This is a genomic window from Bradyrhizobium ontarionense (genome assembly GCF_021088345.1).
Taxonomy (GTDB): domain Bacteria; phylum Pseudomonadota; class Alphaproteobacteria; order Rhizobiales; family Xanthobacteraceae; genus Bradyrhizobium; species Bradyrhizobium ontarionense.
Genome location: NZ_CP088156.1, coordinates 141,030 through 165,758, shown reverse-complemented (window position 1 = coordinate 165,758; position 24,729 = coordinate 141,030). Strand labels below are relative to the sequence as shown.

The following is a 24,729-nucleotide window of genomic DNA, read 5'->3' as shown; positions in this document are numbered from 1 at the left end:
GCACTTGCACGAGGGCGGCAGAACCTTTCACACTCGGACGATGAGCCAGGACACGCCGTGCATCGCCGTCTGCATCATCGACCCGAAAACGAAGCTCTGCTTCGGCTGCGGCCGCACGCTGCCGGAAATCGCCCGCTGGGGACGCATGCCGCGCGACGAGCGGCTGGCGCTGATGGAGCGGCTGGCCGCACGCATGCACGACGCCGGCCTGCCCGCGATGACGCGCACGCGCGGCTGAGCCTGTCCTTCCGGAGCGGAGGCGCCGCATGAACAAGGTGGCGCTCGTTCTCGTGACCATGGTGCTCACTGCGGGCGCCGTGATCATCTACAAGGATCCCGAACAGGCTGCTCTCGCCAGCGACACCGTCTCGGAGGTCCTGCGCAGCCGGGCCTTCAGGGCCAAGGCGAGCCCCCCCACCAACGCGGTCGAGATCGAGCGCATGAAGGGCGGCGAGTTCGCCCTGCGCGCCAAGATCAACGGCGTTGCCGCACCCATGGTGGTCGACACCGGCGCCACCTCCGTCGTGCTGACCTACGAGACCGCCAAGGCGGCGGGGCTGCCGCTGGAGCTGCTGGAATACGACGTCGACGTCGAGACCGCGGGCGGCCACACCAAGGCGGCACGGCTCACGCTGGACCGGCTCGCGATCGGCAAGCTGGTGGAACGCTCGGTGCCGGCGCTGGTCGTGCCGCATGGCCAGATGAAAACCAACCTGCTCGGCATGAGCTTCCTCGACCGGCTGGAGCGCTGGGAAGTGCGCTCCGACCGGCTGATGCTGCACGGCTATCCCGACCGCAGCTGAGACGCATCGCGCCGGCCGGATCACCCACATCAACGCGAGTTGAAGGCGCGCCGGCGAAGTCGACTTGCCCTGCGCCGGTAGCGGCAGGATGATCGCGTATCTGCCTCTTCCAGTCGCGAGGAGCGTCACTTGGTCCTGCTCGATCGCCGCGCATGGCTGTTGCTGGCCGGGGCCGCAACCCTGAGCCGGCCATATCCCGTGATGTCTGACACCCCGCCCCATCCACCGATCCACCTTGCCCTGAACGAGAACCCGTTCGGGCCATCGCCTCTGTCCGTCGCGGCGATCAAGGCCGATCTCGCGGGCCTCGCCCGCTACACCGGACACGACGTCGACGAACTGACGGCCGCGATCGCCGCGCGCGAAAGCATTGCAGCCGATCAGATCGTGCTCGGCGAGAACCTCAACGTGCTCGGGCTCTATCTCTCCGCCTATGGCGGGCCGGGCGGCGCGTTCGTCTACTCCGAGCCCGGCTACACGGCCCTCGTCGACGCCGTGGCGCCAGCCGGCGGCACCGTGATCGGCGTGCCCCTGAACGACCGGCTCGAGAACGACCTGCCGGCGCTCGCAGCCGCCGTCGACCGCAGCACGCGCGCGGTGTACCTCGTCAATCCCCACAATCCCTCGGGCACGGTGAGCGACGCTTCGCTGTTCATCGAGGCGGTGCGCGAATTGTCGACGCGTGCGCTGGTGATCGTCGACGAGGCCTATCTCGAGTTCACGCCGGACTTCGAGACCCGCACCGTCGCGCCACTGGTGCGCGCAGGCGCCAACGTTGCGGTGTTCAGAACCTTCTCCAAGATCCATGGGCTCGCGAGCCTTGCGATCGGCTACACGCTGTCGCCGAAACCGCTCGCCGCATCGCTCAAGCAGATGGGCATCGGCGCCTTCTTCGGGCTGAACCGGCTGAGCCTCGTGGCGGCGTCGGCAAGCCTTGGCGATCGCGACTACGTGACTGCCGTCCACGCCAAGGTCGCGGCCGAACGCGAGGCCTGGCACGCGCTGCTGCGCGAACGGAAGCGCCGCTTCAGCGCGTCACAGGCCAATTTCGTGTTCTTCGATTGCGGTCGTCCGCATGCCGAGGCCGCCACCATGCTCGCGGCGCGCGGCATCATCATCGGCCGCGCCCAGCCGCATTACGAAACCTGGCTGCGCGTCTCGATCGGCCTGCCGGAGGAGAATGCGGCCGCGCGGCAGGCCGTGGCGGATCTGCTGCCGCCGATGTGACCCATTTCGGCGATCGCCAGCTCAGGCGACTGCGGCGGCCCCTTCGCGGTCCTCAACCATCGCGCCGGCCTCCCGCGGGCCCTCAATGGCCCGCTCCCGGATACCAACCAACCGTAGCTACGCCGTCGGAGCGAAGAATAAGACCCGGAGCAGATGCGTGTAGTCGGATTCGAACACCATGATCGCCACGAAGACCAACACCAGCAGCGGCGGCAGCAGGATCGCGTAGGTTAAGGCCAGCCGCTCCCAGGCCATGTGCATGAACACGGCGACGATCAGGCCAGCCTTCAACACCATGAACAGCAGGATCAGCGACCATCTGAGATAGCCCTGGAAGCCGAAATAGTCGACGAGGTACGAGCAGGTGCTGAGAACGAACAACCATCCCCAGACCACGAGATAAAGCTTGATCGGATGCTGCTGGCCCTCGGCGTGGGTGATTTCGGATGCGGCTGCGTCATGCGCGTGACCCTGCGGCGAATGTTGCTGGGCTTCCAAATGTACCGCGGCGTTTGTCATGCTGCGACCTCACCAGAGATAAAAAAGCGCAAAGATGAACACCCACACGAGATCGACGAAGTGCCAGTATAAGCCAGTGATTTCGACGATCTCGTAGTGCCCTTTCCGGCTCGTGAAAAAGCCGCGCCTTTCGACATCGAAGTCTCCCCGCAAAACCTTTCGCGCAATGGCGATCAGGAAGATCACGCCGATCGTCACGTGGGTGCCATGGAAGCCGGTGATCATGAAGAAGCTTGAGCCAAACTGGGCCGCACCCCAGGGGTTGCCCCAGGGCCGGACGCCTTCCATGATCAGCTTGGTCCATTCGAAGGCCTGCATTCCGACGAACGTCGCGCCGAATGCCGCGGTCGCAAACATCAAGGCTGCCGTCTTCACACGGTCGCGCCGATAGCCGAAGTTGACGGCCATCGCCATCGTCCCGCTGCTGCTGATCAGGACAAAGGTCATGATGGCGATGAGGATGAGCGGGATTTCCTTGCCCCCGATCCTAAGGGCGAAGACCTCGCTGGGATTCGGCCACGGCACGGTCGTGGACATTCGCGCCGTCATGTACGACAGCAGAAAGCAACTGAAAATGAAGGTGTCGCTGAGAAGGAAGATCCACATCATGGCCTTCCCCCAGGAAACGTTCTTGAAGGCGCGCTGGTCCGAGGACCAGTCGGCGGCAATAGCTCGCCAACCTGCAGCCTGCGGCGGCGGTTCTATGTTGTTTGTCAGCGCCGTGTCTGCCATGTCGTCCCCGCCCTCCCTAACTCAGCAACTGGCGACAGATGTCGAGGAAATTGTCCGTCCAGCCGGTCAGCAGGCCGAGCAGAACCAGCCAGACCAGCAGCAGGAAGTGCCAGTAGATGGCGCAGAGCTCCACGCTCAGGCGCACCTGTGTCACCGGCGCTCCATGCCAAACCTTGGCGGTCGTTCTGCCGAGGGCGACGAGACCGCCCATCAGATGCAACCCGTGCACAGCAGTAATCAGATAGAAGAACGAGTTGGCTGGATTGGACGCGAGGAAATACCCCCCGACGCTCAGCTCGCGCCATGCCAGCAGCTGCCCGATCAGGAATGTAACGACGGATGCTCCGCCTGCACACAGACCATAGATGACGCCGTCAATGTCGTTCCGGCGCGCGGCCATGTATGCCGCTTGCAGCGCCACACTGCTCAGGACCAGGACGGCTGTGTTGAACCACAGCAGCCTCGGCATCGGCACCGCCCGCCAATCCACCATGGTCATGCGCATGGAGTAAGCGCTGATGAAGAGTGCGAACAACGAGCCGACGACTGCGAGAAATACGCCCAATCCGATCTTGGCGGCGGGGGGCGATGAAACGCCCTCCTCGCGCAGGTCGACCATCACTCCCTGCTCCAGCCATGGCTTGGCTGTCAGTCGCTGTTGCGAGAGCCACCACCCCGCGATTGCTACCATTCCAGCCATGAACAGGATAATGACGCTCATGGGTGGGACCCCTGCGCCGACAATCCGGCCGGTGGTTCATTTTGCGGCACGAAATCCCTGCCGGCGCCGGGGACGCTGTAATCATAGGCCCAGCGATAGACGATCGGGAGCTCCTTGCCCCAATTGCCGTGCGCCGGCGGGGTCTCCGGAGTTTGCCATTCCAGCGATGCGGCTCCCCAGGGATTGCCGCCGGCCTCCTTTCCTTTGAACAGGCTCCAGACCAGATTGAACAGGAACACGAGCTGGGCAAAGCCGACGATCAGGGCCGCGATGCTCATGAACGCATTGAGGTCATGGGCCGATGCCGGAACGAAAGACGTTTCGCCGATGTCATGATAGCGGCGGGGCATGCCGAGCAGGCCCAGATAGTGCATGGGAAAGAAAATCGCATAGGCGCCGAGGAACGAGACCCAGAAGTGGAATCGCCCAAGCCCCTCATTGAGCATTCGTCCGGTGACTTTCGGATACCAATGATAGAGTCCGCCGAACACGGCCATGATCGGCGCAATACCCATCACCATGTGAAAATGGGCGACAACGAACATCGTGTCGGACAACGGAACGTCCACGACCACATTGCCAAGAAACAGACCGGTCAAGCCGCCGTTCACGAAGGTGACGATGAACGCCAGCGCGAACAGCATTGGAATGGTGAGATGAATGTCGCCGCGCCAAAGGGTCAGCACCCAATTGTAGACCTTGATCGCAGTCGGGATGGCAATGATGAGCGTCGTCGTGGCAAAGAAGAACCCGAAATACGGGTTCATGCCGCTCACGTACATGTGGTGCGCCCAGACGACAAAGCTGAGGGCGCCGATTCCCACGATGGCCCAGACCATCATGCGATAGCCGAAGATGTTCTTTCGCGCGTGGACGCTGATCAGATCGGAAATGATGCCGAAGGCCGGCAAGGCGACGATGTAGACCTCGGGATGACCGAAGAACCAGAAAAGGTGCTGGAACATGATCGGGCTGCCGCCGCCATACTTGGTGAGCTGCCCCATCTCGACCAGCGTAGGCATGAAGAAGCTGGTTCCCAAGAGGCGGTCGAGCAGCAGCATGACCGAGGCGACGAACAGTGCCGGGAAGGCCAGCAGCGCCATCACGGTGGCCGTGAAGATGCCCCACACCGTCAACGGCATGCGCATCAACGTCATGCCGCGCGTACGCCCCTGCAGCACCGTCACCACGTAGTTCAGCCCGCCCATGGTGAAGCCAATGATGAACAGGATCAGGGAAGCCAGCATGAGGACGATGCCCCAATCCTGCCCGGGAGTACCGGAGAGAATTGCCTGCGGGGGGTACAGGGTCCAGCCGGCGCCGGTGGGCCCGCCGGGCACGAAGAAGGTCGAGACCAGAACCACGACGGCGAGCAGGTAGATCCAGTAGCTCAGCATGTTCACATAGGGGAACACCATGTCGCGGGCGCCGACCATCAGCGGGATAAGGTAGTTACCAAAACCTCCCAGAAACAGCGCGGTGAGAAGATAGACCACCATGATCATGCCGTGCATGGTGATGAACTGGAGATACTGGTTCGCATCGATGAATGAGAATGTACCGGGGAATCCCAGCTGCAGCCGCATCAGCCAGGACAGCACCAGCGCGACCATTCCGATCGCCATCGCCGTGATCGAGTACTGCACGGCGATAATCTTGGCATCCTGAGAAAAGACGTACCTCGTCCACCAGCTTCTCGGATGATAGAGTTCAACCTCGCCCACTTCAGCCGGCGGAATGCCTGCGACTGTGTCCAACGGGATATCGACCATCGGAACAACCTCCCTGGTCCTCTCTTTGACGAAGACTTCGCCTGACAAGATGTGGCGTCTCTTCGTCTGTCTTCACTCGGTCTGTCTTCACTCGCTCTTTGTCTTGTAAGCGGCCTTCGCAACGTTGGGCTGTCCCGACAGTTCGGCGAAAGTCCGCTGCTTCTCGAGCCACGCGTGATAGTCTTTCTCTTCCTCGACAATAACCTTGCTTCGCATCTGCGCATGCGCGCTACCGCAGAGCTCAGCACAAAGGACATCGAACGTTCCGGCGCGCGTGGGCGTGAACCAGTAATAGGTCACCGACCCCGGTATCATATCCATCTTCGCGCGGAACTCGGGCACATAGAAATCATGCAAGACGTCAATCGAGCGGAGCAACACCTTCACCGGTTTCCCAACCGGGAGGTGCAGGTCGTCGTTCTGAATGACAATGTCGTCCTGTCCGTTTGGATCGTTCGGACTCAATCCCATAGGATTCTCAGCGCTGATCTTGCGAGCATCTGATGTCCCGAGCCGGCCATCCTTTCCGGGCAGCCGATAACTCCACATCCACTGCTGCCCCATGACCTCGATTTCGGTCGCATCGGCTGGGACGGTGACGAACTGGTGCCAGACAACAAGGCCGGGGGCCAACATCGCTGCGACGCCCACTGCGGTCGCGATGGTGAGCCACCCTTCGAGCTTCTTGTTTTCGGGATTGTAGTCGGCCCTGCGTCCCTCTTTGTGACGAAAGCGGAACACACAATAGGCCATGAACACCACGACCGCTGAGAACACCGCTCCAGTGATCCAGAACGTCAGGGTGATCGTGTCGTCGATGTAGTGCCAGTTCGAGGCGAGCGGCGTCCACCACCACGGGCTCAGGAGGTGAAACAACACCGAGGCGATCGCGATCAAAAGCAATAGGATTGCTACAGCCATCGCTCATGCATCCTTGCCGCTAAAGGCTGCGGATACGAACCGAAGGGCAGAGCTCCCGCGTGCCGCGTTAGCGGACTTTACGTCCGCTTTCGCGGTGCCTCTTAGCTTGTAGCTTGCCCAACTAACAGGTCGCGACGCCAGATGCACGCTACGACCGCAAGACTCATCGGAGCTAGGGGTATTCGCATCAGCATGGTACTCGTCCAGGCTGGCGTCAATAGTCGAGATGCTACCCCGGGCTGTCGCGCGTTGTCGAAGTAAGCCGACAATGCGGCGCAACAACCCAACTGTGCAGACGCACAATCACGCAACCGTGAGTACTGACTCGCTTTCGTCGCGCTAACCTCCTTGCGCGGGTTGCGACAGATGTGGGTCCGGCAAGCCCTTCCTCGTCGAGTCTGGATTTGCCGGACATAGTCGCGATTTTTCGCGCGCGAGACGGTTGCGCGTGTTTTCCAGGCGTTCCGTTCCCTGCAACTACAGGCAAGGAGGCCGGAGTCATGGCCACAGTCTTCGCAAGGCCAAAGCTGCAATTCTTTGGCGTCTCTACGACCTACGTCGCTCGCAAGATCAGCTTTTCCGATTTGGGCGAGGCGCTGCGCCGAGGTTGGGAAGACTTTGAAGCCGTCCCGACCCACGCGATTGTCCTGTGCGTGATGTATCCCGTCCTCGGACTTGCCGTGTTCAGATTTGTTCTTGGCAATTCGGTGCTGCCGCTATTCTTTCCGCTCGCCGCCGGCTTTGCGCTGGTCGGTCCTTTTGCCGCGCTCGGCCTCTACGAACTGAGCCGCCGCCGCGAGCGCGGAGAGGAAGCAACAGCCTGGAATGCAATGCGCGTGCTGCGCGCGCCGTCATTCGGCGCCATGCTCGAACTTGGCGTCCTCCTGTTCGTTCTGTTCGGGATCTGGATCGCCGCCGCGGACGCGATCTACGTTGCAACCTTTGGCTATGCTCCGGCTGCAAGCATTCCTGATTTCGCCAAGCGCGTGCTGACGACTCCTGAAGGCTGGAGCCTCATCGTCGTCGGATGCGGCGTCGGTTTCATCTTCGCAGTGGTCGCCTTGTGCATCAGCGTTGTCGCGTTCCCACTGATGCTCGACCGGCACGCGACAGCAATTGACTCGATCCGCACGTCGATAAAAGTAGTGATGATGAATCCGATCGAGATAGCCGCGTGGGGATTGATTGTTGCGGTATTGCTGGTTTTGGGTTCGCTGCCACTCTTCCTTGGCCTCTGCGTGGTTCTGCCGATGCTTGGTCATGCCACCTGGCATCTTTACCGGAAGGTGGTGGAGCCTGACCAAAGTCCTTCACAAGAGCAAGAAGAAGTCCGCCCGGCGATAGGTCATCGCTATGCGGCAGATTTCCCGGCGTCGCTCTTCCCATGGAGTCGAGAACGCTAGCCGGAGCGGCCACGATCGGCTGCACCATTTCCGCCCCGTTGCGGCCTGTCTGGTTGGCCCGCCGGTGGACAATGCGATGGCGTGGCAGTCGGTGGCGGAGCTGCCGCCGATCTAATTGTTCAGACGAGCGCCGAGGCTGGTACGCGATCCTCGACCATCGCAACGGCTTCGCGCAACACCTCGATGCCGGCGCCCGGCTTGACGCCGCACTCGGCGAGATGGCGACGGAACGCGCGCGCGCCAGGCACGGCGTGATAGGCGCCGACGAGATGCCGCGTGATGGCGTGCAGCCGCGTGCCCTGCGCGAGTTGTCGCGCAACATACGGTTCGAGCGCCGCCAGCGCCGCCTTCATGGCCGCATGTGGCGCTGGCTCGCCGAACACCACGGGATCGACGTCGAGCAGCCGCCACGGCTCCTGATAGGCCGCACGCCCGAGCATAACTCCGTCGACATGGGCGAGATGCTCCCGCGCGGCCTCGATGCTGGTGATCCCGCCATTGATGATGATGGGCACGTGCGGCAGCCTGGCCTTCAACCGGTACACCCGGTCGTAGTCCAGGGGCGGAACGTCACGATTTTCCTTCGGAGACAGGCCGTTCAGCCAGGCCTTGCGCGCGTGCACGATCAGCGCGTCGGCCCCCGCATCCACGACCGCATGCGCCAGCGCATCGAGCGCGATCTCCGGATCCTGATCGTCGATGCCGATGCGGCACTTCACGGTCACCGGAATCCGCACGGCCCGCTTCATCGCGGCGACGCAGGCGGCGACGAGCGCGGGCTCGGCCATCAGGCAGGCACCGAAGCGGCCGTCCTTCACCCGGTCCGACGGGCAGCCGACATTGAGGTTGATTTCGTCGTAGCCGAAGTCCTCGCCGATCCGGCCCGAGGTCGCGAGATCGTCGGGGTCCGAGCCGCCGAGCTGCAGCGCCACCGGCTGCTCGCTCGGGTCGAAGCCCAGCAGCCGCTTGCGATCGCCATGAATGACGGCGCCGGTCGTGACCATCTCGGTATACAGCAGCGCGTGGCGCGACAGCAGCCGGTGGAACACCCGGCAATGCCGGTCGGTCCAATCCATCATCGGGGCTACGCAAAATTTCAAATTCTTTTCAACCACTTAGACGTCTCTATTGGTCCAGTCCTGGGAAGACAAGGCGTGTCTATCCTGATTTCGTTGGGTTTTTAGAGATGGTTCGATCATCCGGCCAGTTTTTTTGGCAGCCCTTTGCCACGCTACCGAAGCGGCTCGTGCGACGAGCTTTGCGTTCGGCAGCCAATACGCAGGATATTAACGGCACTCCTGAAGCAGAACGGCATCCCTCGGGGCCGGTCGCCACGCCTCGATTGCCGCGGTCGGTATGCGCTCGTCAAGCAAGTCCTCAACGACGTCCCGCCGGGCGTCCCGAAACCCTCGGTCGATCCGACGTAGGGTTCATGTGTTGGGGATTTCAACTCCCGCCGCCCTCGCACGCCAATCTCAAATTGTCAGTTGAGCAGCCACGCTGAAAGGTTCTTCAACGGAGGATTCTTCGTGCGAACATCTATCTGCAGGGAGCGATCCATTATCTGCGGGGAGCGACCCAACCCGGATCGCCGCTCGTTCCTCACTGTGGCGGCAGCAACCGGCGCTACACTTGCAGCGGGTCTCTCGACGCAAGCCACCAATGCAATGCCGGCCGGCAATCCAAAATTGCTGCGAGCTCAGGTCACTTTCATGCCGGCCAAGGTCGACACGATCGCTTCGGACAATTGCCCCAGACGAAACGGCTTCGCGAGGAGCTTCGTATTAGCTCGGAATTCGTCGGGCAGCAGCGATGGATCCGCAAAACCGGACATGAAGAGAATCGGCAGGTCGGGCCATCTGCGGCGGGCCTGACGCGCCAATTCAATGCCGGTCATGCCGCCGGGCAGGAGAATATCGGTCAGCAGCAGCGCGATCGGGTCCGGCCGTTCCAACTCGGCGATCGCCAGGGAAGCATTGATGACGACAATTGGGCTGTAACCTATCGAGGACAGCATGGTGGACGCCATGGCCCCCACCAGCGAATTGTCCTCCACCACCAGAATCCGTTCGCCGGTCTCCGGCCGCAACGGTCGCACCGCGCCGGCGCGCGGCCGGTCGGTGACTCCTGGGCCTGCGCTCGGCAGATACAGCGTGACGCGCGTACCGTGCGCCACTCGGCTCGATATCACCACCGTGCCTCCCGACTGCCTGGCAAAGCCATAGACCATGCTGAGGCCGAGCCCGCTGCCTTCGCCGAACTGCTTGGTGGTAAAGAATGGTTCGAAGGCGCGCCGCGCGATTTCAGGCGGCATGCCGGCGCCCACGTCCGACACAGCGATCGTCACGTAGTCACCGGGAGCGATGCGTTCGTCGCCGTCATCGAGTGGTTGATCGAGCACGGCATTCGCGGTCGTGATCGTCAGGCACCCGCTACCCGCCATCGCATCCCGCGCGTTGAGGGCCAGGTTGAGCAGCGCGTTCTGCAATTGCGTCGGATCGATCAGGCAGTGCCACAGCATCGGGTCCTGCGCAACTTCGATCTCGATGGCTTCGCCGAGCGTCCGCTGCAGGATCGTCGTCATCCCGCTGACCAGCTGGTTCACGTCGGTGATCTGCGGCCGCAACGTTTGCTTGCGGGCGAACGCGAGCAGGCGGCGGTTGAGATCGGCGACCCGCTCCGCCGCCTCGATCGCCCGTTCGGCCAGGCTGCGGCAGGAGCCCTCGGCGGGCGGCAAGGCATCGAGCAGCAGATCGAGATTGCCGAGCGTCGCCGCCAGCATGTTGTTGGAGTCGTGCGCGATCCCTCCGGCCAACTGCCCGATGGCCTCCATCTTCTGCGCCTGACGCAGTTCGTCCTCGATGCGCTTGCGCTCGGTGATGTCGACCGACAGCACGAAATAGCCGCGTACCGTGCCGTCTTGGCCGCAATCCGGCACCCGAATGGTCTCGCACCAGCGTTCGCGGCCGTCGGGAAACGCAGCCTTCTCCTCGCCGCCAGTGGCTCGGCCGGCCAGCGCGGTCTCGATCTTCAGCCTCGCCTCGCCAACTCGCAAGGGGTCGATGAAATCGTCGATCTTGCGGCGACGGATGGCCTCGGCGGACGGCTGGGCATACCATTCGAGTGCGACACGGTTGGCGTAGCGGATGTAACCATCGGCGCCGACATGGACGATCAGGGCGGGCACGTTTTCGGTGACCAGCTGATGCTGCTCGAGGCTGTCCCGTAGCGCCTGTTCCGACGTCGCGCGCAGCCGCCATTGCCGCGCCAGACTCAGGCCGAATGCGGCAATCAGCAGATTGAGCCCGGCGGCGATGAAGCTGTAGTACAGCGCATTGTTCTTCCAGCCAGCCAGGAACTCGACCGGGTCGCGCGCGACTGACACCACCAGCGGCATGCCTGCGACCCGCCGATAGCTGATGCTCCGCGACGTCCCGTCCGTGATTCCGCTGCCTTCGAAGCTTCCGCTCGGAGCCTGCGGGAGATAGCGCGAGAACAAGAGATTGGATCGGACGTTGCGACCGGCAAACTCGTCCGCGTTCGGCGTCCGGAGCAGAATCGTGCCGTCGTCGCGGTAGAGTGTCACTGTGCCGCGCTGCCCGACGTTCAGTGACAGAAAGAACTGCCGGAGATTCTCGTAGTCGAGAGGCACGAAGACGACGCCGCCCAAACGTCCGTCGGGCGTCAGAAATGCGCGGCTCACTGCGATAACGAGACTCCCACGAACGCGTGAGGCCACCGGCACGTCGATGTAGAGACCGCGAGCGGGATCATCGCGCTGGACCTTGTAGTAAGCTCGATCGGCGAAGTTCTTTTCCCGGCCCGGCCCTCCGTTGCCCAAGCTGTCGCCCAGCAGGTTTCCATCGGCATCGAGAACGACGATCGCGTTTGCCACGGGGTACGGCGCCACCCTGTGCTTCAATTCATTGATCAGGGCCGGATTACCGGCGGTCAGCAGGGATGGATTCTGCGCGAGATTGTCTATGGTTGTATTCAGAAGAACGTCGACGCCCTGGATATTGCGCAACATGTACTCTTCGAGGGCGCGGGCGAGATCGCCGTTCGCGGCTTCGGTCGTCCGATAGGTCTCCCGATAGTTCACGGAGAGCATGTGCGCCACGAAGGCATCGCACAAAATCGCCAGCACAAGGCCGCTCAGGATGATGATCCAGGGTGTCCAGCGCCGATCCATCCCGGACCCGGGTTCCACCCAGGTCAGAGCGCCAATGATGCCTCTCTGCCGCGGGCCCCGCCGATGGTCGACTGTCGCTTTGGTTTGGTCCAGCATGGCGTCAGAATGTCAGGAGAGGGTCGAGCCGGCTTATTGTGAATTGATCGTTCCACGAGGCTCAGCCGATCTACCCGATGGCTGGCTTAACTCGGCGTCTCCGGGTCAACGCCTCGCGAGACAATTTGCGAGGCCTGGATAGCACATTTTGCCGTGAAATGTCATCTTTGGCGGCGCCGGGCGACGCTACACCGACGATCCAGCCGTGCCCGCGTCAGGCGAGCCGCCAGCCTCAGCGGCGTCATCTGCATATCGTCATCGATCGGGAGTGCGTCCCTCGCGGCCCCCACGGAATGCCTGGCTTGGCGGCGATCGACGTCGGCGAGTTCTCATCGCGGCGGGATCGAAGACGTCTTCGGCATGTGCCCGTGCATCAATCGCGTTCCGCTGTTTGACCGCCGTCTGATGGCCGAGCGACACGTGGCCCTGTGCTGCCGCGCGCCACGATCTCGAAGCCGAGGTCGATCTGCCGAGTCCTGGGCCGCTTGCCCGTGGCGATCACCTGAAGCACCAGCTCGGATGCCACGCGCCCCATGTCGGCGCGCCGCGTCAGCACGGTTGACAGCGGCGGATTGGATGCCGCCGCGAATTCCAGGTCGTTGAAGCCGATCAGCGACATGCGCTGCGGCACGTCCAGTCCCGCCTGCTGGCAGGCGAACAGCGCCCCCAGCGCGATATTGTCGTCACAGCAGAAGATCGCATCAGGCGCCTCGGCTGCAAGCATGTCCAAGGTCAGCTTGCGCCCGAGCGAGATGGTCGCCTGTGCCGGCAGCGAAGCGACCAGCGATGTGCAGTCCAGGCCCGCCTCCTGGAGCGCCTCGGAGTAGCCCTCGAGCCGTGCGAGCGCACGGTCGTCGCGCTGTCCGGAGAGATAGGCGATACGCCGATGCCCGAGGTCCAGCAGGAAGCGGGTCGCGGCATGGCCGCCCTTGCGCTGCGATAGGCCGACATTGAGGTCGATTGGATCATCGGCCAGCTCGAACGTCTGCACGACCGGGATGCGCGAGCGTTCCAGGACACGTCGCGCAGCCCGGGTCTGGTTGACGCCGACCAGGATCAGCGCCTCGATGTTCTGACCCAGGAGCGCCTTGATCGCCCCCTCCTCCTCCTCGGCCGAGTACCGGCTGCTCACCACCACCGGCCGAAAGCCGAGCGGCAGCAGGGTGTTGTAGATCGCCTGCAGATAGTCGGCGAAGATGCCGTTGGAGAGCGACGACACCACGACGCCGATCGCATGCGTGCGCGCGGAGGCGAGCCGGCTGGCGGCGAAATTCGGCACGTAAGCCAGCCGCTCGACCGCCGCATCGATGCGCTTGCGCAGCGCCACCGAGACCATGTCGGGCCGCCGCAGCGCCCGCGACACGGTGATAGCGCTGACATTGGCGAGGCGCGCGACGTCCTCCAATGTTGTGCGGCGCTTCTGAAACATGAGCTTCGATGCGTTGATCCGTAGGGCGCTGGTCCGGACCTCAGTCATGGCATGATACTGGCCGCTTGGCAAAAGCCGAGTAACGGTAATTGACAGCGCTGTCATAGGCCAGTAACCCTTGCGGTGTCGAGATGACGAGCGGTGCTCGAACAACCTCCGGAAACAGTGAGGCATCTCGCACATGCGTCAATCATTGGCGCGACAACACAGGGGAGGTCACGAATGTCGTCCAAGTCGATGAGGGCGCGATGCCTTACCACTTGCGCATCGCTGGTGCTGCTGTCGGCCTTCGCCAGCAAGGCGCTCGCCGAACCCGAGACGGTCAAAGGTCCCGCGGCCGAGCCTGAATGCATGGTGCCGTGGAGCGCCGACACGAAGCTCTTCAAGTTTCCGGCCAAGAAAGGCCCTTACCGCATCGCGCTTGCGAACGGCTACATCGCCAACACCTGGCGCATCCAGATGATCCAGACTGCGAAGGCCTATGCGGCGCAGCCGGAGGTCAAGGCCAAGCTGAAGGAATTCAAGGTGGTCTCGACCGGAGAAGACGTGCCGGCCCAGATCTCGGCGATCAACAACTTCATCGACTCCGGCTATGACGCGATCGTTGTCAACGCACAGAACCCGACAGCGTTCGGTCCGGTGATCAAGCGCGCCAAGCAGGCCGGCGTGATCCTGGTTGCCTTCGACAACATCCTCGCAACCGAAGACGCCATCAACGTCAACGTCGACCAGAAGGGACTGGGAGAGCTCTGGGCGAAGTGGCTGGTCAAGAACGTGCCCGGTGGCGGCAAGGTGCTCGAGGTGCGCGGCGTCGCCGGCACCTCGGTCGACACCGATCGGCACAACGGACTGCATACCGTTCTCGACGGCTCCGGCAAGAAGTGGCAGGTCACCGAGGTGGTCGGCAAATGGGACGACGGCGTCGCCCAGAAGGCCACGGCGGATGCAATCGCGACCAACGGCCCGTTCGATGCGATCTCCGGCCAGGGCGGCGACACCGGAATCGTGCAGGCGATGCTCGACGCCAAGCACAAGATGGTGCCGTTCGGCGGCGAGACCGAAAACGGCTTTCGCAAGTTCTGCGCCACCAAGGCGTCGGAAGGCCTGAAATGCTCCTCGGCCGGCACCGGTCCCGCGCAGGTCGCGGTCGCGATCAAGGTGGCGCTCGCCGCGCTGGAGGGAAAGACCGTCCCGCAGTCGGTCAAGCTGCCGCTCGCCGTCGTCGAGGATCCGAACTTCAAGAAGGATCAGGACTACTTCCCGGCCCAGTCCGACAACTTCTTCGTCGGCAACTCCTTCCCGACCTGCGGCATCAACTTCACGGCGCAGGAGATCATGGGCCAGTCGAAGGAAAATCAATAGACCGCAACGCGCGCCCCGATCTGCCGCAAGCCTGAAGGCGCATGCGGCAGATCGGTGATGGATGTCTTGAAGACGGACGGGCGCGGCTCAAGCCCGCAGGGAGGCAGACGTGTCGTCCGGATGTCATCGTCGGATGCTGGGCCTGGCCGCGCAACGGTCCGCGGCCAGCGCCTTGCTGTCGCCCAAGCGCTGAAGGGGGCCCGGAATGGTTGCAGCCGAGCCGCTGTTTCGCGCCGAGGGACTTTCCAAGCGCTATGGCGGCGTCATCGCCCTGGACCGGGCGGACCTCGACGTTCGCCCCGGCCGGATCCACGCCATCCTCGGCGAGAACGGAGCCGGCAAGTCGACGCTGATCAAGCTCATGGTCGGCGTGGTCGCGCCGGACGAGGGCCGCATGACGCTCGAAGGCCGCGAGGTCGCCTTCGCGCGTCCGGCGGCGGCCAATGACGCGGGCGTCGTCTGCATCTTCCAGGAATTGTCGCTGATCCCCGATCTGTCGGTGGCCGACAACATCATGATCAGCCATCCGCCGACACGGTTCGGCATGATCGATCAGCCAGCCCAGCGCAGAATGGCCGAGGAGGCGCTGCATCGCGCCGGCGCCGGCGACATCCATCCGCGTGCGCTGGTGAAGGATCTGCCGCTGTCGCGCCGGCAGATGGTCGAGATCGCCAAGGCGCTGTCGCGCCAGCCGAAGATCCTGATCCTCGACGAGGCGACGTCGGCCTTGACGGCCTCCGACGTCAGCAAGGTGTTCGAGGTGCTGAAGCGACTGCGCACCGAGGGACTCGCCCTGCTCTATATCTCCCACCGCATGCACGAGATCGCCGAGCTCGCCGACGAATGCAGCGTGTTCCGCAACGGCCGCAGGATCGCGACCTTCGCCGCCGGCACCAAGACGGATGCTGAGGTGATCGAGCTCATGATCGGTCGTGAGTACAAGCATGCCTTTCCCGACAAGCCCGTGCGCAAGGCGGACGGCCGGCCGCCAGCGCTGCAATGCAAGAGCCTCGGCTGGAACGACCGGCTCAAGGACATTTCCTTTTCGCTGCATGCCGGCGAGATCATCGGTCTCGGCGGGCTCGACGGCCAGGGCCAGCGCGAGCTGCTGTTGGCGCTGTTCGGCGTGCTCAGAGACTGCCGCGGCGACATTCTGATCGACGGCGAAAGAGTGACGATCGACAGCCCCGTCACCGCCAAATCCGACCGTATCGGGCTCGCCCTCATTCCGGAGGACCGCAAGACCGAAGGACTGATGCTGCCGATGTCGGTGCGCGACAACCTGTCGGCGGCCGCGTTCGAGCGCTTCGCACGGTTCGGCGTCATCGACCGGCAGCGGCAGTCCGCCCTGATCGACGAGATGATCCGCCTGATCGAGATCAAGACCGCCTCCCCTGATCTCGCGGTGAGCGCGCTGTCCGGCGGCAACCAGCAGAAGGTGGTCATCGCCAAATGGCTGATGAACAAGCCGCGCATCATCCTGCTCAATGATCCGACGCGCGGGATCGACGTCGGCACCAAGCAGGAGATCTACCGGCTGCTGCGCCGGCTGGCCGATGAGGGCGCCGCCATCCTGCTCTATTCGACCGATTACGACGAGCTGATCGGCTGCTGCGACCGCGTCCTCGTGATGTATGATGGCGCGATCAGGCGCGAGCTCGCGGGCGCCGGCATCACCGAGCGCGCGCTGGTCAGCAGCGCCCTCAACGTCGACGACAACGAACCGGCGGAAGCGAGTCTGGGATGACCGAGTGGCGGTACTGGTTCTCCGAACAGCGCGGCACGCTGCTGGCGGTCGGCATCTTCGTGGCGATGTTCCTGATCTATTCGACCAACCATCCCGCCGGCTTCAGCGCTAACATGGTGCAGACCGCGGCCAACAAGGCGACCTTGCTGGCCTTCGTCGCCATGGCCCAGGCGATCGTGGTGATCACGGCCGGCATCGATCTGTCCGTCGGCATGATCCTGACACTGACCAACTGCCTCGCGTCCTGGATCGTGGTCGGCACCGCCACCGAGACGGCGCTGGGCGTGATCGGGGTGCTCGGCACCGGTCTCGTGTGCGGCATGATCAACGGCGCGATCGTGATCTTCGGACGCCTGCAACCGATCGTGACCACGATCGCCACGGGCGCGATGTATTATGGCGTCGCGCTGTTCCTGCGGCCCAATCCCGGCGGGGCCGTCAACGAGACCCTGGCAGATGCCTTGACCGGGCGGTTGTTCGGCGTGCTACCGACCAGCCTGGTGACGTTGGCTGTGACAGCGCTCGTGATCTGGGTGCCCTACAGCCGCTCGGTCGTCGGCCGCGCCGCGTTCGCGACCGGCTCCTCCGAGATCGCAGCCTACATGTCCGGCGCGCCGATCCGCGCCGCCAAGTTCACTGCCTATGCACTGGCCGGCCTGCTGTCCGCAATCGGCGGCCTGTTCCTCACGTTCTTCTCCTACACGGGCGAGGCGGCCTATGCGAGCGGCAATGCCTACACGCTGTTCTCGATCGCGGCCGTGGTGCTCGGCGGCGTGTCGCTGATGGGCGGACGCGGCAGCGCGATCGGGGCGATCTTCGGCGCGCTCGCGTTCCGGACCATCGGCGATCTGCTGTTCGTGTTCGACTTCGATCCGCTATGGCAGCCGCTGTTCCAGGGTCTCGTGCTGATGCTTGCGGTCTCGATCGGCGCGTTTGGCCTCATTCGCGTGCGCAATCGGCTGGAGTGGTTCGGATGAGCGACGCGACCGCATCCCGATCGGTCCCCCGCGGACTGGCCATGCTGCGCCGGATCGATCCGGCCGTGGCGGCGTCCTTCGGCTGCATCCTGCTGCTGCTGCTGGTGGGCAGCCTCTATTCGCGCAGCTTCCTCTCGCCGGACTATCTGCTGCAGCAGCTGAAGGTCGCGAGCTTCCTCGGCGTGATCGCCACCGGCATGATGCTGGTCATCCTGCTCGGCCAGATCGATCTGTCGGTTCCGTGGGTGGTGACGACAGGCGCGATGATGGCCTGCGCCGCGGCCGCTCATGGGACCAGCGGCATCATCCTCGCCATTCCCTGCGGCATTCTGTGCGGCGCGGCCATCGGCCTCGTCAACGGCATCGGCGTCGCTTACTTGCGCATTCCCTCGATGATCATCACGCTCGCGACCAACGCGGTCGCCCAGGGACTGATGGTCGCCTACACCGGCGGCTTCTCGCCGCAGGATTCCGCTTCCAAAGCGATGCGCTATCTCGCCACCGGCAATATCGTGAGCGGCCTTCCCAATGCCGTGCTCGTCTGGGCGATCATCGGTGGCGCTGCGATCTGGCTGCTGTCGCGTACGACGTTCGGCCGCGCCGTCTACGCCATCGGCAATCGCGAGCGCGCCGCCTATCTCTCGGGGATCGACACGCGGCGTGTCACGATGCTGGCCTTCGCGCTATCGGGCGCCCTCTCCGCCTTTGGCGGTGTGCTGCTCGCGGGCTACGCCTCCAAGGCGGCACAGTCGATGGGAGATGCCTACCTGCTGCCCTCGATCGCAGCGGTCGTGCTCGGCGGGACGCACATCCTTGGCGGCCGCGGCAGCTATCTCGGCACGATCGCGGGCGTCGTGCTGATCACGCTGCTGCAGTCCATCCTGTCGGTGATGCAGATCAGCGAAGCCGGCCGCCAGCTCATCTACGGCGCCGTCATCATCCTGATGCTCCTGATCTACGGCCGCCAGAAAGCGTGACGAACACGCGATCCGCACCCTCCACAGACGCCGATGGATGATCAGCCCGACTCCTTCGGACCGACCTTCGGATTCGGCCGGCGCCGCTTCGATCCAGGCCGCGAGCGGCGGATTCGCCGCTTACGGAATTCCAACCCGCACATCGCGATGTCGATGCTTTCATTCGGACGCCGGAGACGGCGTCCATGAAATCCAAGCCACTTCTCGACCTGACGCACGAGAACGCGACCGAGATCGAGACGCCGCAGCAACTCATCCTGCGTGTGCAGCGATGCAATGTCGACAATGTAATCGAGCCGTTCCGACATGGTTCGGCCAACCAACCGCGCATAGTCACTCGACACCAATATAGCTACCACCTTGTCAGGCAGATGCGGCTCACCCATTTCCCATTCCCGAACTCCGTCGTGCTTGCTGGCCGATCCACAACATCGGCTTTCCGGCATGCGCAATCACGACGACCGCCAATGATCAGACGACCGAGACCCTCTGTCAGCATCATGCTCTTCACGAAGGCACCCTCGTCGACTAAGCCGTTCATGTTCCTCGACCGTGCACGTAGACTAAATTCACGATCGGCCTTCCGCTTTGCCTCGTTACAAATACACGCGCTCGACGAGGTGCTGCTCCGGGTCGAACTGCTTCGCCCTCGTCGAAGCCAGGGACGTCGTGATTTCCTGAGCCCGTATCGGCAGCACGGATAGCAGCGTGTCGCTCAGGCCATGAGACGTCTCGGCGCAGCCCTGCAGATGGACCTGGGGACGGAAGGCCGGACTGGTCTGGAGACGATAATCCCGATCGAGCGTCCCTCCCTCGATGTAGCGACGAATCGGATCGAGAAACGCCGGCACGGGAGAGCGCTCATAGCCGGTGGCGAGCACGATAGCGTCATAGGTCGCACGATGACGTACATCCTCATCTCTGTTCAGGAGCTCGAGCACGATGCCCTCCGGTCGAGCGTGGGCGGCGACGATCTCGCTCCGCGGATGGACCGCGAGCCTTCGCGCCCCAGTGACGCGCTGCTGATACGTCATCCGATACAGCTGATCGAGCAGATCTGGATCGACCACCGCATAGTTGGTGTTCCGGAAACTGCGAACGATCGCTTCGCGCTGCCCGTCCGCCTGCGAATAGAAATAGTCCGTATACTCCGGGTTGAAGATCTCATTTACGAACGGGCTGCTGTCGGACGGCTTGAGCGCGTGTCCCCGGAAGATCAGATCGATGTTGGAATCCGGAATCCGGTCGCTGAGATCCAGCGTCACCTCCGCGGCACTTTGACCACCGCCGATGACTGCCACACGGGGCGCGCAGCCGCCAAATCCTGCAGTGACCGGCGAGTCGAGATACCCACTCGTGTGCATCACACGCGGATCGCCCGCGACGGCTCGAAACACCGCGGGGATATGCGGCAGGCCGCCCACAGCGACCACGAGGTTGCGCGCGATCCGCGACCGCTCCTCCCCACCCTCCGTCTGCGTGAGCACGCGCAGCGCGACCACCGACTGGCCGGCGCTCACCGGCTCGACGGCAACGACCGTTTCTCCATACTCGACCACCGACTCGAACTGGCCGGCCACCCAGCGCAGATAGTCGTTGAACTCGATCCGGCTCGGATAGAACGTCCTGCAATTGGTGAAGTCGAGCAGGCGGCCTGATTTGTGCAGATAGTTGATGAACGTGAACGGACTGGTCGGGTCGCGGAGCGACACGAGATCCTTGAGGAACGAGATCTGCATGTTGCTGCCGGGCAGCAGCATGCCGCCGTGCCACTTGAAGCTCGGCTGCCGTTCCACGAACACGGAGCGGCAGCTCACGCGCTGCTTTCTTGCGCAATCGTCGAGCGCGATCGCCAGCGCGAGATTTGACGGCCCGAAGCCGACGCCGACGACATCATATTCAGGGGCGGGATGATACGACATGAGGTGATGCTCCGTCTGCGTTAGGTCTCTGTCATCGCCTTCTTCGCAGCCGGCTGCCACAGCCGGTCGCCGAAGAAACGTTCACGAAGCAACATGACCAGGGTTGCCCGCTTGTGCGGAAAGTTGAAATTCTTGATCCGGGAAAATCCCGACAGTTCGAGATTGCGCAGCTGCTGGGAATGCGCGGCGGCCGGCTCACCGACGATACGCTCGGTGCGGCAGTCGTCGATAAACATGTAGTGCATGAGCGACGGAAGCCAGGCCGTGATGAAGTCGCGGCCGCGATAGGCATCCTCGCCGACGATTACATGCCAGCCGCGATCATAATCCGCGGCGTCGTAAAACGGCGCGATCCGGTTTTCCTTGGCCCAGTAGAGCTCAAAATAGCCGAACGGCTGCTCGCCGAAACAGCCGATCAAGGGCAGCATATGCGGGTCTGACAAGATCCGCGACAGATACTGCCGGTGCTTGTCGAGGTCACCCGCTTCGTTCCAGAACGCATCCACGCGCGGATCGTTGAGCCACCGGTGAACCAGCGACAGATCCCGCCCGACGTCTGCGACACGAAAACTGACGACGTCGGACAGCCAAGGGATGAAGCGCGCATAGACCCGGCCAACGGGCTTCGGCGGACGCCGCGGATGCCGTTTGCCGTCGGTCATGACGTAGGACGGCGGACACGCCGGGCGAGCCGCATCCTTCAGCCAGTTCGCTCGCCGCTGCATCACCATCTCCGGCAGCAGGACCAACTGGCCATCTGTCACCACGGCAAGGCCGTGTCCCGTCAATGCGGATGCGGCGGCCGGCGTCTCGCCGAGCTCCAGGACAATGCTGTCGAGCGCAGGGTTCCAACCAAACAGCGCTTCGGCAGCGGCCGAGACTCCGCTCAAGAGCCGATGCGGATCATCGATGCCGTCGTGCACGGTCAGCCGCCTCCGACCGTCATCGAGCCCAAGCGACAGCATCACCGCGCCATCGGCGATCACCCGAAGCCCTTCATTGACGCGGACGACCGACATCGCGACATCAGTCCCGACGGGGAACGCGTCGGCTGTTTCGATGACCCTCGCGCTCGCGTTCATGCGACTCTCACCTTCAATGACCTCTACGGGCGTCATGGCTATTCTCTCCCGCTCAGGGAGTAATTTGGCCAGCGCGTCGAAAACAAGAAAGTCCGCCGCGCCGAGCCTGGATTACGTACAAACTGCGGCTCACACCTTCGATGCCTCGTGTGACGCAGCTCTATCCTGCGGTGACGATTTCGGCGGGCGCTTCGCTCGCACGGGCTTGCGTTGTTGGTCCGACTCATCCTCGTCGATCCGTCCATCGCGAAGCCGCACGATCCGGTCGGCGCAGTGGAAGTAGCGATCGTCATGCGAGATCACGATGATCGTCTTGCCCAGACGTTTGAGATCGGCGAGCAACTCCGTATAGAAGACGCGACGGAACGCCGGATCCTGATCGGCCGCCCATTCGTCGAACACGAGCACGGGACGACCTTCGATCCAGGCATTGATCAAGGCGAGGCGTTTGCGTTGCCCGGTCGACAGGTCGGTGGTGGAGAATACGCCGTTCTCGACGGAGACCTTGTGGGCGAGTTCGAGCCGGTTCAGGTAGCGCTGCGCGACCTCGCGCTTATGATCGTCCTGCTGCAACAGCGCATCGAACAGGTAGTAATCCGAAAACACGGTCGTGAAGAGCTGCCGATAGTCGTCGCGTGTCTCGCTGACGACGGGAACGCCGTCGCGCAACAGCAGACCATGATCGGGCACGTAGAGCCCGAGCAGAAGCTTGATCAACGTCGTCTTCCCGCTCCCGTTCTCACCGACGATGAAGACGATTTCGCCGCGCCGGATGCGGAGGTCGATCGGCCCGAGCACGAAGGGCTTTTCGGCGGCGGACGCCTGGAATGCATAGGAGACGCCGCGCAGCTCGATCGATTCGACGTGTTCGGCAGCCTGGTTGGCCGGATCGCCGAGCAGGTCCGTCTCTGCGGTCGCGAAGCGGTCCGACAGTTCGGCTATCCGCCGCATCGCGACCTGGGCGCGACCGAGCGACGGCAGCATGCCGATGAGCTGATCGATCGGTCCGCGCATGAACAGCAACACCAGGACGAAGCCGCTGGAGACCGATGCCGGACCTTCCGGCCACAGCAGCGGGCGCAGCACGAGCGCGGTCCCGATCACCAGGAACAGCATGACCGTCCCGAGCGCCCGGGCCGTGACGAGGAGATTGATCGCCTTGATCTGGACGTCGCTGATCCTGTCCACGGTCTCCTGGATCAGATCGACATGGACGTAACGCCGCCGCGGCCGGTGGAGGCGCAGCTCCTTGGCGCCTTCCGCGATCGTCCGGTAGTGCTTCTGCAGATCGTCTTCGTGTTGACGGGCGAGATGGAAGCCGGTCATCCCGCGGCGCCTTGCCAGGACGTGTGCGAACGATCCGAGCGCGATCAACGCCGCCGTGACGAGAAAGAGCGGCCATGACAGCACCGCCAGGTAGATCAGGCAGCCGACGACGATGACACCCGAGACCAGGAACGCCGGAAAGAAGAAGGCGAAATCGCTGATCGCGTCGACGTCCTTCGTCAGAACCGGAATGAGGCGGTGAGCCCGATAGGATTCCAGCTGGTCGATCGGGGCCATCAGGATCTTGGCGGCCAGCGACTTGCGAAGCGACGCGATGATCCGTTGTCCGACGACATTGGCGCTGATGTCCGAGCCGACCGACCCGAGCACGATCAGGACGCAGAGCCCGGCGAACGAAGCGACCAGGCCACCGACATCGCCGGAGCCTGCGTAGAGGCCCTTGTTCACCACGGCGAGCAGGCCCGCGACGCTGGCTCCGCCGACCAGGCCAAGCAGGATTCCTCCGAGAACCAGCATCCAATACGGCCGTAGCAGGCTGCCGACGTATGCGATCCCGGGATTGGACGACGTCATCATCGGTGGCCTGCTCCAATTTGGGTGGCGAAGACAGCGGCGAGTTTGGCGCCGATCTCGGCGCGCGCATGCAGAGCGTCCGGCACGACATTGCCCATGCGCAGGAACTCGTGGATCATGCCGGGATAGACCTTGAGATCGACCACGGTGCCGGCGGCACGCAGCCTCGCGGCATAGTCCCGTCCCTCCTCGACCAGCGGATCGAACTCGGGCAGCACCATCAGCGCCGGCGCCACGCCGGTCAGGTCGGGTGCCGCGAGCGGCGCAAACCGCCAGTCGTGGCGATCGGCATCCCGGCGCAGGTAGTGGTTGAAGAACCAGTCCACGGTCTCGCGCTCGAGGAGAAAGCCCGAACCATATTTGGCGTAGGACTCCGAGATCTGCTGCGAGCTGAGGCCGGGATAGGCGAGCACCTGAAGCAGAGGCTGCGGCAAGGCCTGATCGTCGCGGGCGGCAATGGCCAGCGCCGCAGCCAGCGTGCCGCCGGCGCTGTCGCCTCCAACGGCGACACGCCGCGGGTCCAGGCCAACGGCGGGGCCCTCGCGCCCGATCCAGGCGAGCGCATCCATGCAATCCTCGAAGGCTGTCGGAAACCGATGCTCCGGCGCGAGCCGGTAACCGATCGACAACACCGCCGCCCCACTGTCGATCGCAAGGCCGCGACACAGCGGCTGATGCGACTCGAGGCTGCCGACAACGAAGCCGCCACCATGCATGTAGAGAAGCACGGGCAGCGGATGGGCACAGTCCGGCATCCGTCCTGCATAGAGACGGGCAGCAATGTCCGTTCCGTCGCGCATCGGCAGAGCCAGCTGCGTCTCGTACGGGAGCGGCGGCGGATCGACATCCAGCAACGGCGACGACGCGTCGAAATCGGCGCGCGCCTGCGCCGGCGTGAGTTGGGCGAACGGAATCCGCACCCCGGACTCCGTTCCCAGTTGGATCATCTCGAGCAGCGCCGCGATGTCGGGATGAAGACTCATGATC

Annotated in this window: 21 protein-coding genes and 1 pseudogene; 9 read left to right on the top strand and 13 right to left on the bottom strand. The window is 63.6% G+C overall.

Annotation, left to right across the window (positions count from 1 at the left end; translation table 11 throughout):
* Window positions 1–40 precede the first annotated feature (40 nt).
* The 3 genes from LQG66_RS00550 to LQG66_RS00540 all read left to right on the top strand — a co-directional run bounded on the left by LQG66_RS00550 (window position 41) and on the right by LQG66_RS00540 (window position 2,030).
* Window positions 41–238, top strand: coding sequence for a DUF1289 domain-containing protein (locus LQG66_RS00550; RefSeq protein WP_231322223.1), 198 nt, complete (start codon window positions 41–43; stop codon window positions 236–238).
* A 28-nt stretch (window positions 239–266) separates the two neighbouring features.
* Window positions 267–803, top strand: coding sequence for a TIGR02281 family clan AA aspartic protease (locus tag LQG66_RS00545; protein ID WP_231322221.1), 537 nt, complete (start codon window positions 267–269; stop codon window positions 801–803).
* Between the two features lie 129 nt (window positions 804–932).
* Window positions 933–2,030 (top strand): pyridoxal phosphate-dependent aminotransferase, encoded by a 1,098-nt coding sequence (locus LQG66_RS00540; RefSeq protein ID WP_486598884.1) that lies wholly within the window; start codon window positions 933–935, stop codon window positions 2,028–2,030.
* A 117-nt stretch (window positions 2,031–2,147) separates the two neighbouring features.
* Here the strand turns inward: LQG66_RS00540 and LQG66_RS00535 are convergent, their stop codons facing one another.
* From LQG66_RS00535 to coxB, 5 genes are all read right to left on the bottom strand, one after another.
* Window positions 2,148–2,549, bottom strand: coding sequence for a cytochrome C oxidase subunit IV family protein (locus LQG66_RS00535; protein WP_231322218.1), 402 nt, complete (start codon window positions 2,547–2,549; stop codon window positions 2,148–2,150).
* A gap of 9 nt (window positions 2,550–2,558) precedes the next feature.
* Window positions 2,559–3,281, bottom strand: coding sequence for a heme-copper oxidase subunit III family protein (locus LQG66_RS00530; protein ID WP_231322216.1), 723 nt, complete (start codon window positions 3,279–3,281; stop codon window positions 2,559–2,561).
* Window positions 3,282–3,297: 16 nt separating this feature from the next.
* Window positions 3,298–4,002, bottom strand: coding sequence for a cytochrome c oxidase subunit 3 (locus tag LQG66_RS00525; protein WP_231322215.1), 705 nt, complete (start codon window positions 4,000–4,002; stop codon window positions 3,298–3,300).
* Window positions 3,999–5,774 (bottom strand): cytochrome c oxidase subunit I, encoded by a 1,776-nt coding sequence (gene ctaD, locus LQG66_RS00520; RefSeq protein ID WP_231322213.1) that lies wholly within the window; start codon window positions 5,772–5,774, stop codon window positions 3,999–4,001. Before ctaD ends, LQG66_RS00525 begins: the two co-directional genes overlap by 4 nt.
* An 87-nt stretch (window positions 5,775–5,861) precedes the next feature.
* Window positions 5,862–6,695: a cytochrome c oxidase subunit II gene (gene coxB / locus LQG66_RS00515; RefSeq protein WP_231322209.1), complete on the bottom strand. Its 834-nt coding sequence runs from the start codon at window positions 6,693–6,695 to the stop codon at window positions 5,862–5,864.
* 500 nt (window positions 6,696–7,195) lie between these two features.
* On the opposite strand from coxB, the gene LQG66_RS00510 reads away from it, so the two are divergent.
* Window positions 7,196–8,098 carry a DUF2189 domain-containing protein gene (locus tag LQG66_RS00510; protein WP_231322206.1) on the top strand — a complete coding sequence of 301 codons (903 nt, stop codon included), beginning with the start codon at window positions 7,196–7,198 and terminating at the stop codon, window positions 8,096–8,098.
* Between the two features lie 119 nt (window positions 8,099–8,217).
* Here LQG66_RS00510 and dusA read toward each other — a convergent pair whose 3' ends face one another.
* Window positions 8,218–9,198, bottom strand: a complete 981-nt coding sequence (dusA, locus tag LQG66_RS00505; RefSeq protein ID WP_425601275.1) for a tRNA dihydrouridine(20/20a) synthase DusA — start codon at window positions 9,196–9,198, stop codon at window positions 8,218–8,220.
* Between the two features lie 429 nt (window positions 9,199–9,627).
* On the opposite strand from dusA, the pseudogene LQG66_RS37355 reads away from it, so the two are divergent.
* Window positions 9,628–9,747, top strand: a pseudogene (locus LQG66_RS37355) (twin-arginine translocation signal domain-containing protein); the annotation flags it as partial.
* Window positions 9,748–9,797: 50 nt separating this feature from the next.
* Here LQG66_RS37355 and LQG66_RS00500 read toward each other — a convergent pair.
* A complete protein-coding gene (locus LQG66_RS00500; RefSeq protein ID WP_231322203.1) occupies window positions 9,798–12,386 on the bottom strand; it encodes an ATP-binding protein in 2,589 nt (862 codons plus the stop codon).
* 373 nt (window positions 12,387–12,759) lie between these two features.
* Complete coding sequence (locus tag LQG66_RS00495; protein ID WP_231322200.1) at window positions 12,760–13,815, bottom strand: LacI family DNA-binding transcriptional regulator; 1,056 nt, start codon at window positions 13,813–13,815, stop codon at window positions 12,760–12,762.
* Between the two features lie 222 nt (window positions 13,816–14,037).
* Between LQG66_RS00495 and LQG66_RS00490 the strand changes: the two genes are divergently transcribed.
* From LQG66_RS00490 to LQG66_RS00475, 4 genes are all read left to right on the top strand, one after another.
* Window positions 14,038–15,177, top strand: a complete 1,140-nt coding sequence (locus LQG66_RS00490) for a sugar ABC transporter substrate-binding protein (protein WP_231322196.1) — start codon at window positions 14,038–14,040, stop codon at window positions 15,175–15,177.
* 205 nt (window positions 15,178–15,382) lie between these two features.
* A complete protein-coding gene (locus LQG66_RS00485) occupies window positions 15,383–16,924 on the top strand; it encodes a sugar ABC transporter ATP-binding protein (protein WP_231322194.1) in 1,542 nt (513 codons plus the stop codon).
* Complete coding sequence (locus tag LQG66_RS00480; RefSeq protein ID WP_231322191.1) at window positions 16,921–17,901, top strand: ABC transporter permease; 981 nt, start codon at window positions 16,921–16,923, stop codon at window positions 17,899–17,901. Before LQG66_RS00485 ends, LQG66_RS00480 begins: the two co-directional genes overlap by 4 nt.
* Window positions 17,898–18,878, top strand: a complete 981-nt coding sequence (locus tag LQG66_RS00475; RefSeq protein ID WP_231322189.1) for an ABC transporter permease — start codon at window positions 17,898–17,900, stop codon at window positions 18,876–18,878. The genes LQG66_RS00480 and LQG66_RS00475 overlap by 4 nt, the downstream gene beginning before the upstream one ends.
* A gap of 41 nt (window positions 18,879–18,919) precedes the next feature.
* On the opposite strand, the gene LQG66_RS00470 is transcribed toward LQG66_RS00475, so the two are convergent.
* From LQG66_RS00470 to LQG66_RS00450, 5 genes are all read right to left on the bottom strand, one after another.
* The gene (locus LQG66_RS00470; protein WP_231322187.1) at window positions 18,920–19,264 is read right to left on the bottom strand and encodes a hypothetical protein; all 345 of its coding nucleotides are present in this window, start codon (window positions 19,262–19,264) and stop codon (window positions 18,920–18,922) included.
* A gap of 210 nt (window positions 19,265–19,474) precedes the next feature.
* Entirely contained in the window at window positions 19,475–20,800 is a 1,326-nt protein-coding gene (locus LQG66_RS00465; protein ID WP_231322185.1) for a lysine N(6)-hydroxylase/L-ornithine N(5)-oxygenase family protein, read from the bottom strand.
* Between the two features lie 20 nt (window positions 20,801–20,820).
* Window positions 20,821–21,882, bottom strand: a complete 1,062-nt coding sequence (locus LQG66_RS00460; RefSeq protein WP_231322183.1) for a GNAT family N-acetyltransferase — start codon at window positions 21,880–21,882, stop codon at window positions 20,821–20,823.
* A gap of 129 nt (window positions 21,883–22,011) precedes the next feature.
* Window positions 22,012–23,745, bottom strand: coding sequence for a cyclic peptide export ABC transporter (locus LQG66_RS00455; protein ID WP_305879306.1), 1,734 nt, complete (start codon window positions 23,743–23,745; stop codon window positions 22,012–22,014).
* Complete coding sequence (locus LQG66_RS00450; protein WP_231322181.1) at window positions 23,742–24,725, bottom strand: alpha/beta hydrolase; 984 nt, start codon at window positions 24,723–24,725, stop codon at window positions 23,742–23,744. Before LQG66_RS00450 ends, LQG66_RS00455 begins: the two co-directional genes overlap by 4 nt.
* Window positions 24,726–24,729 lie beyond the last annotated feature (4 nt).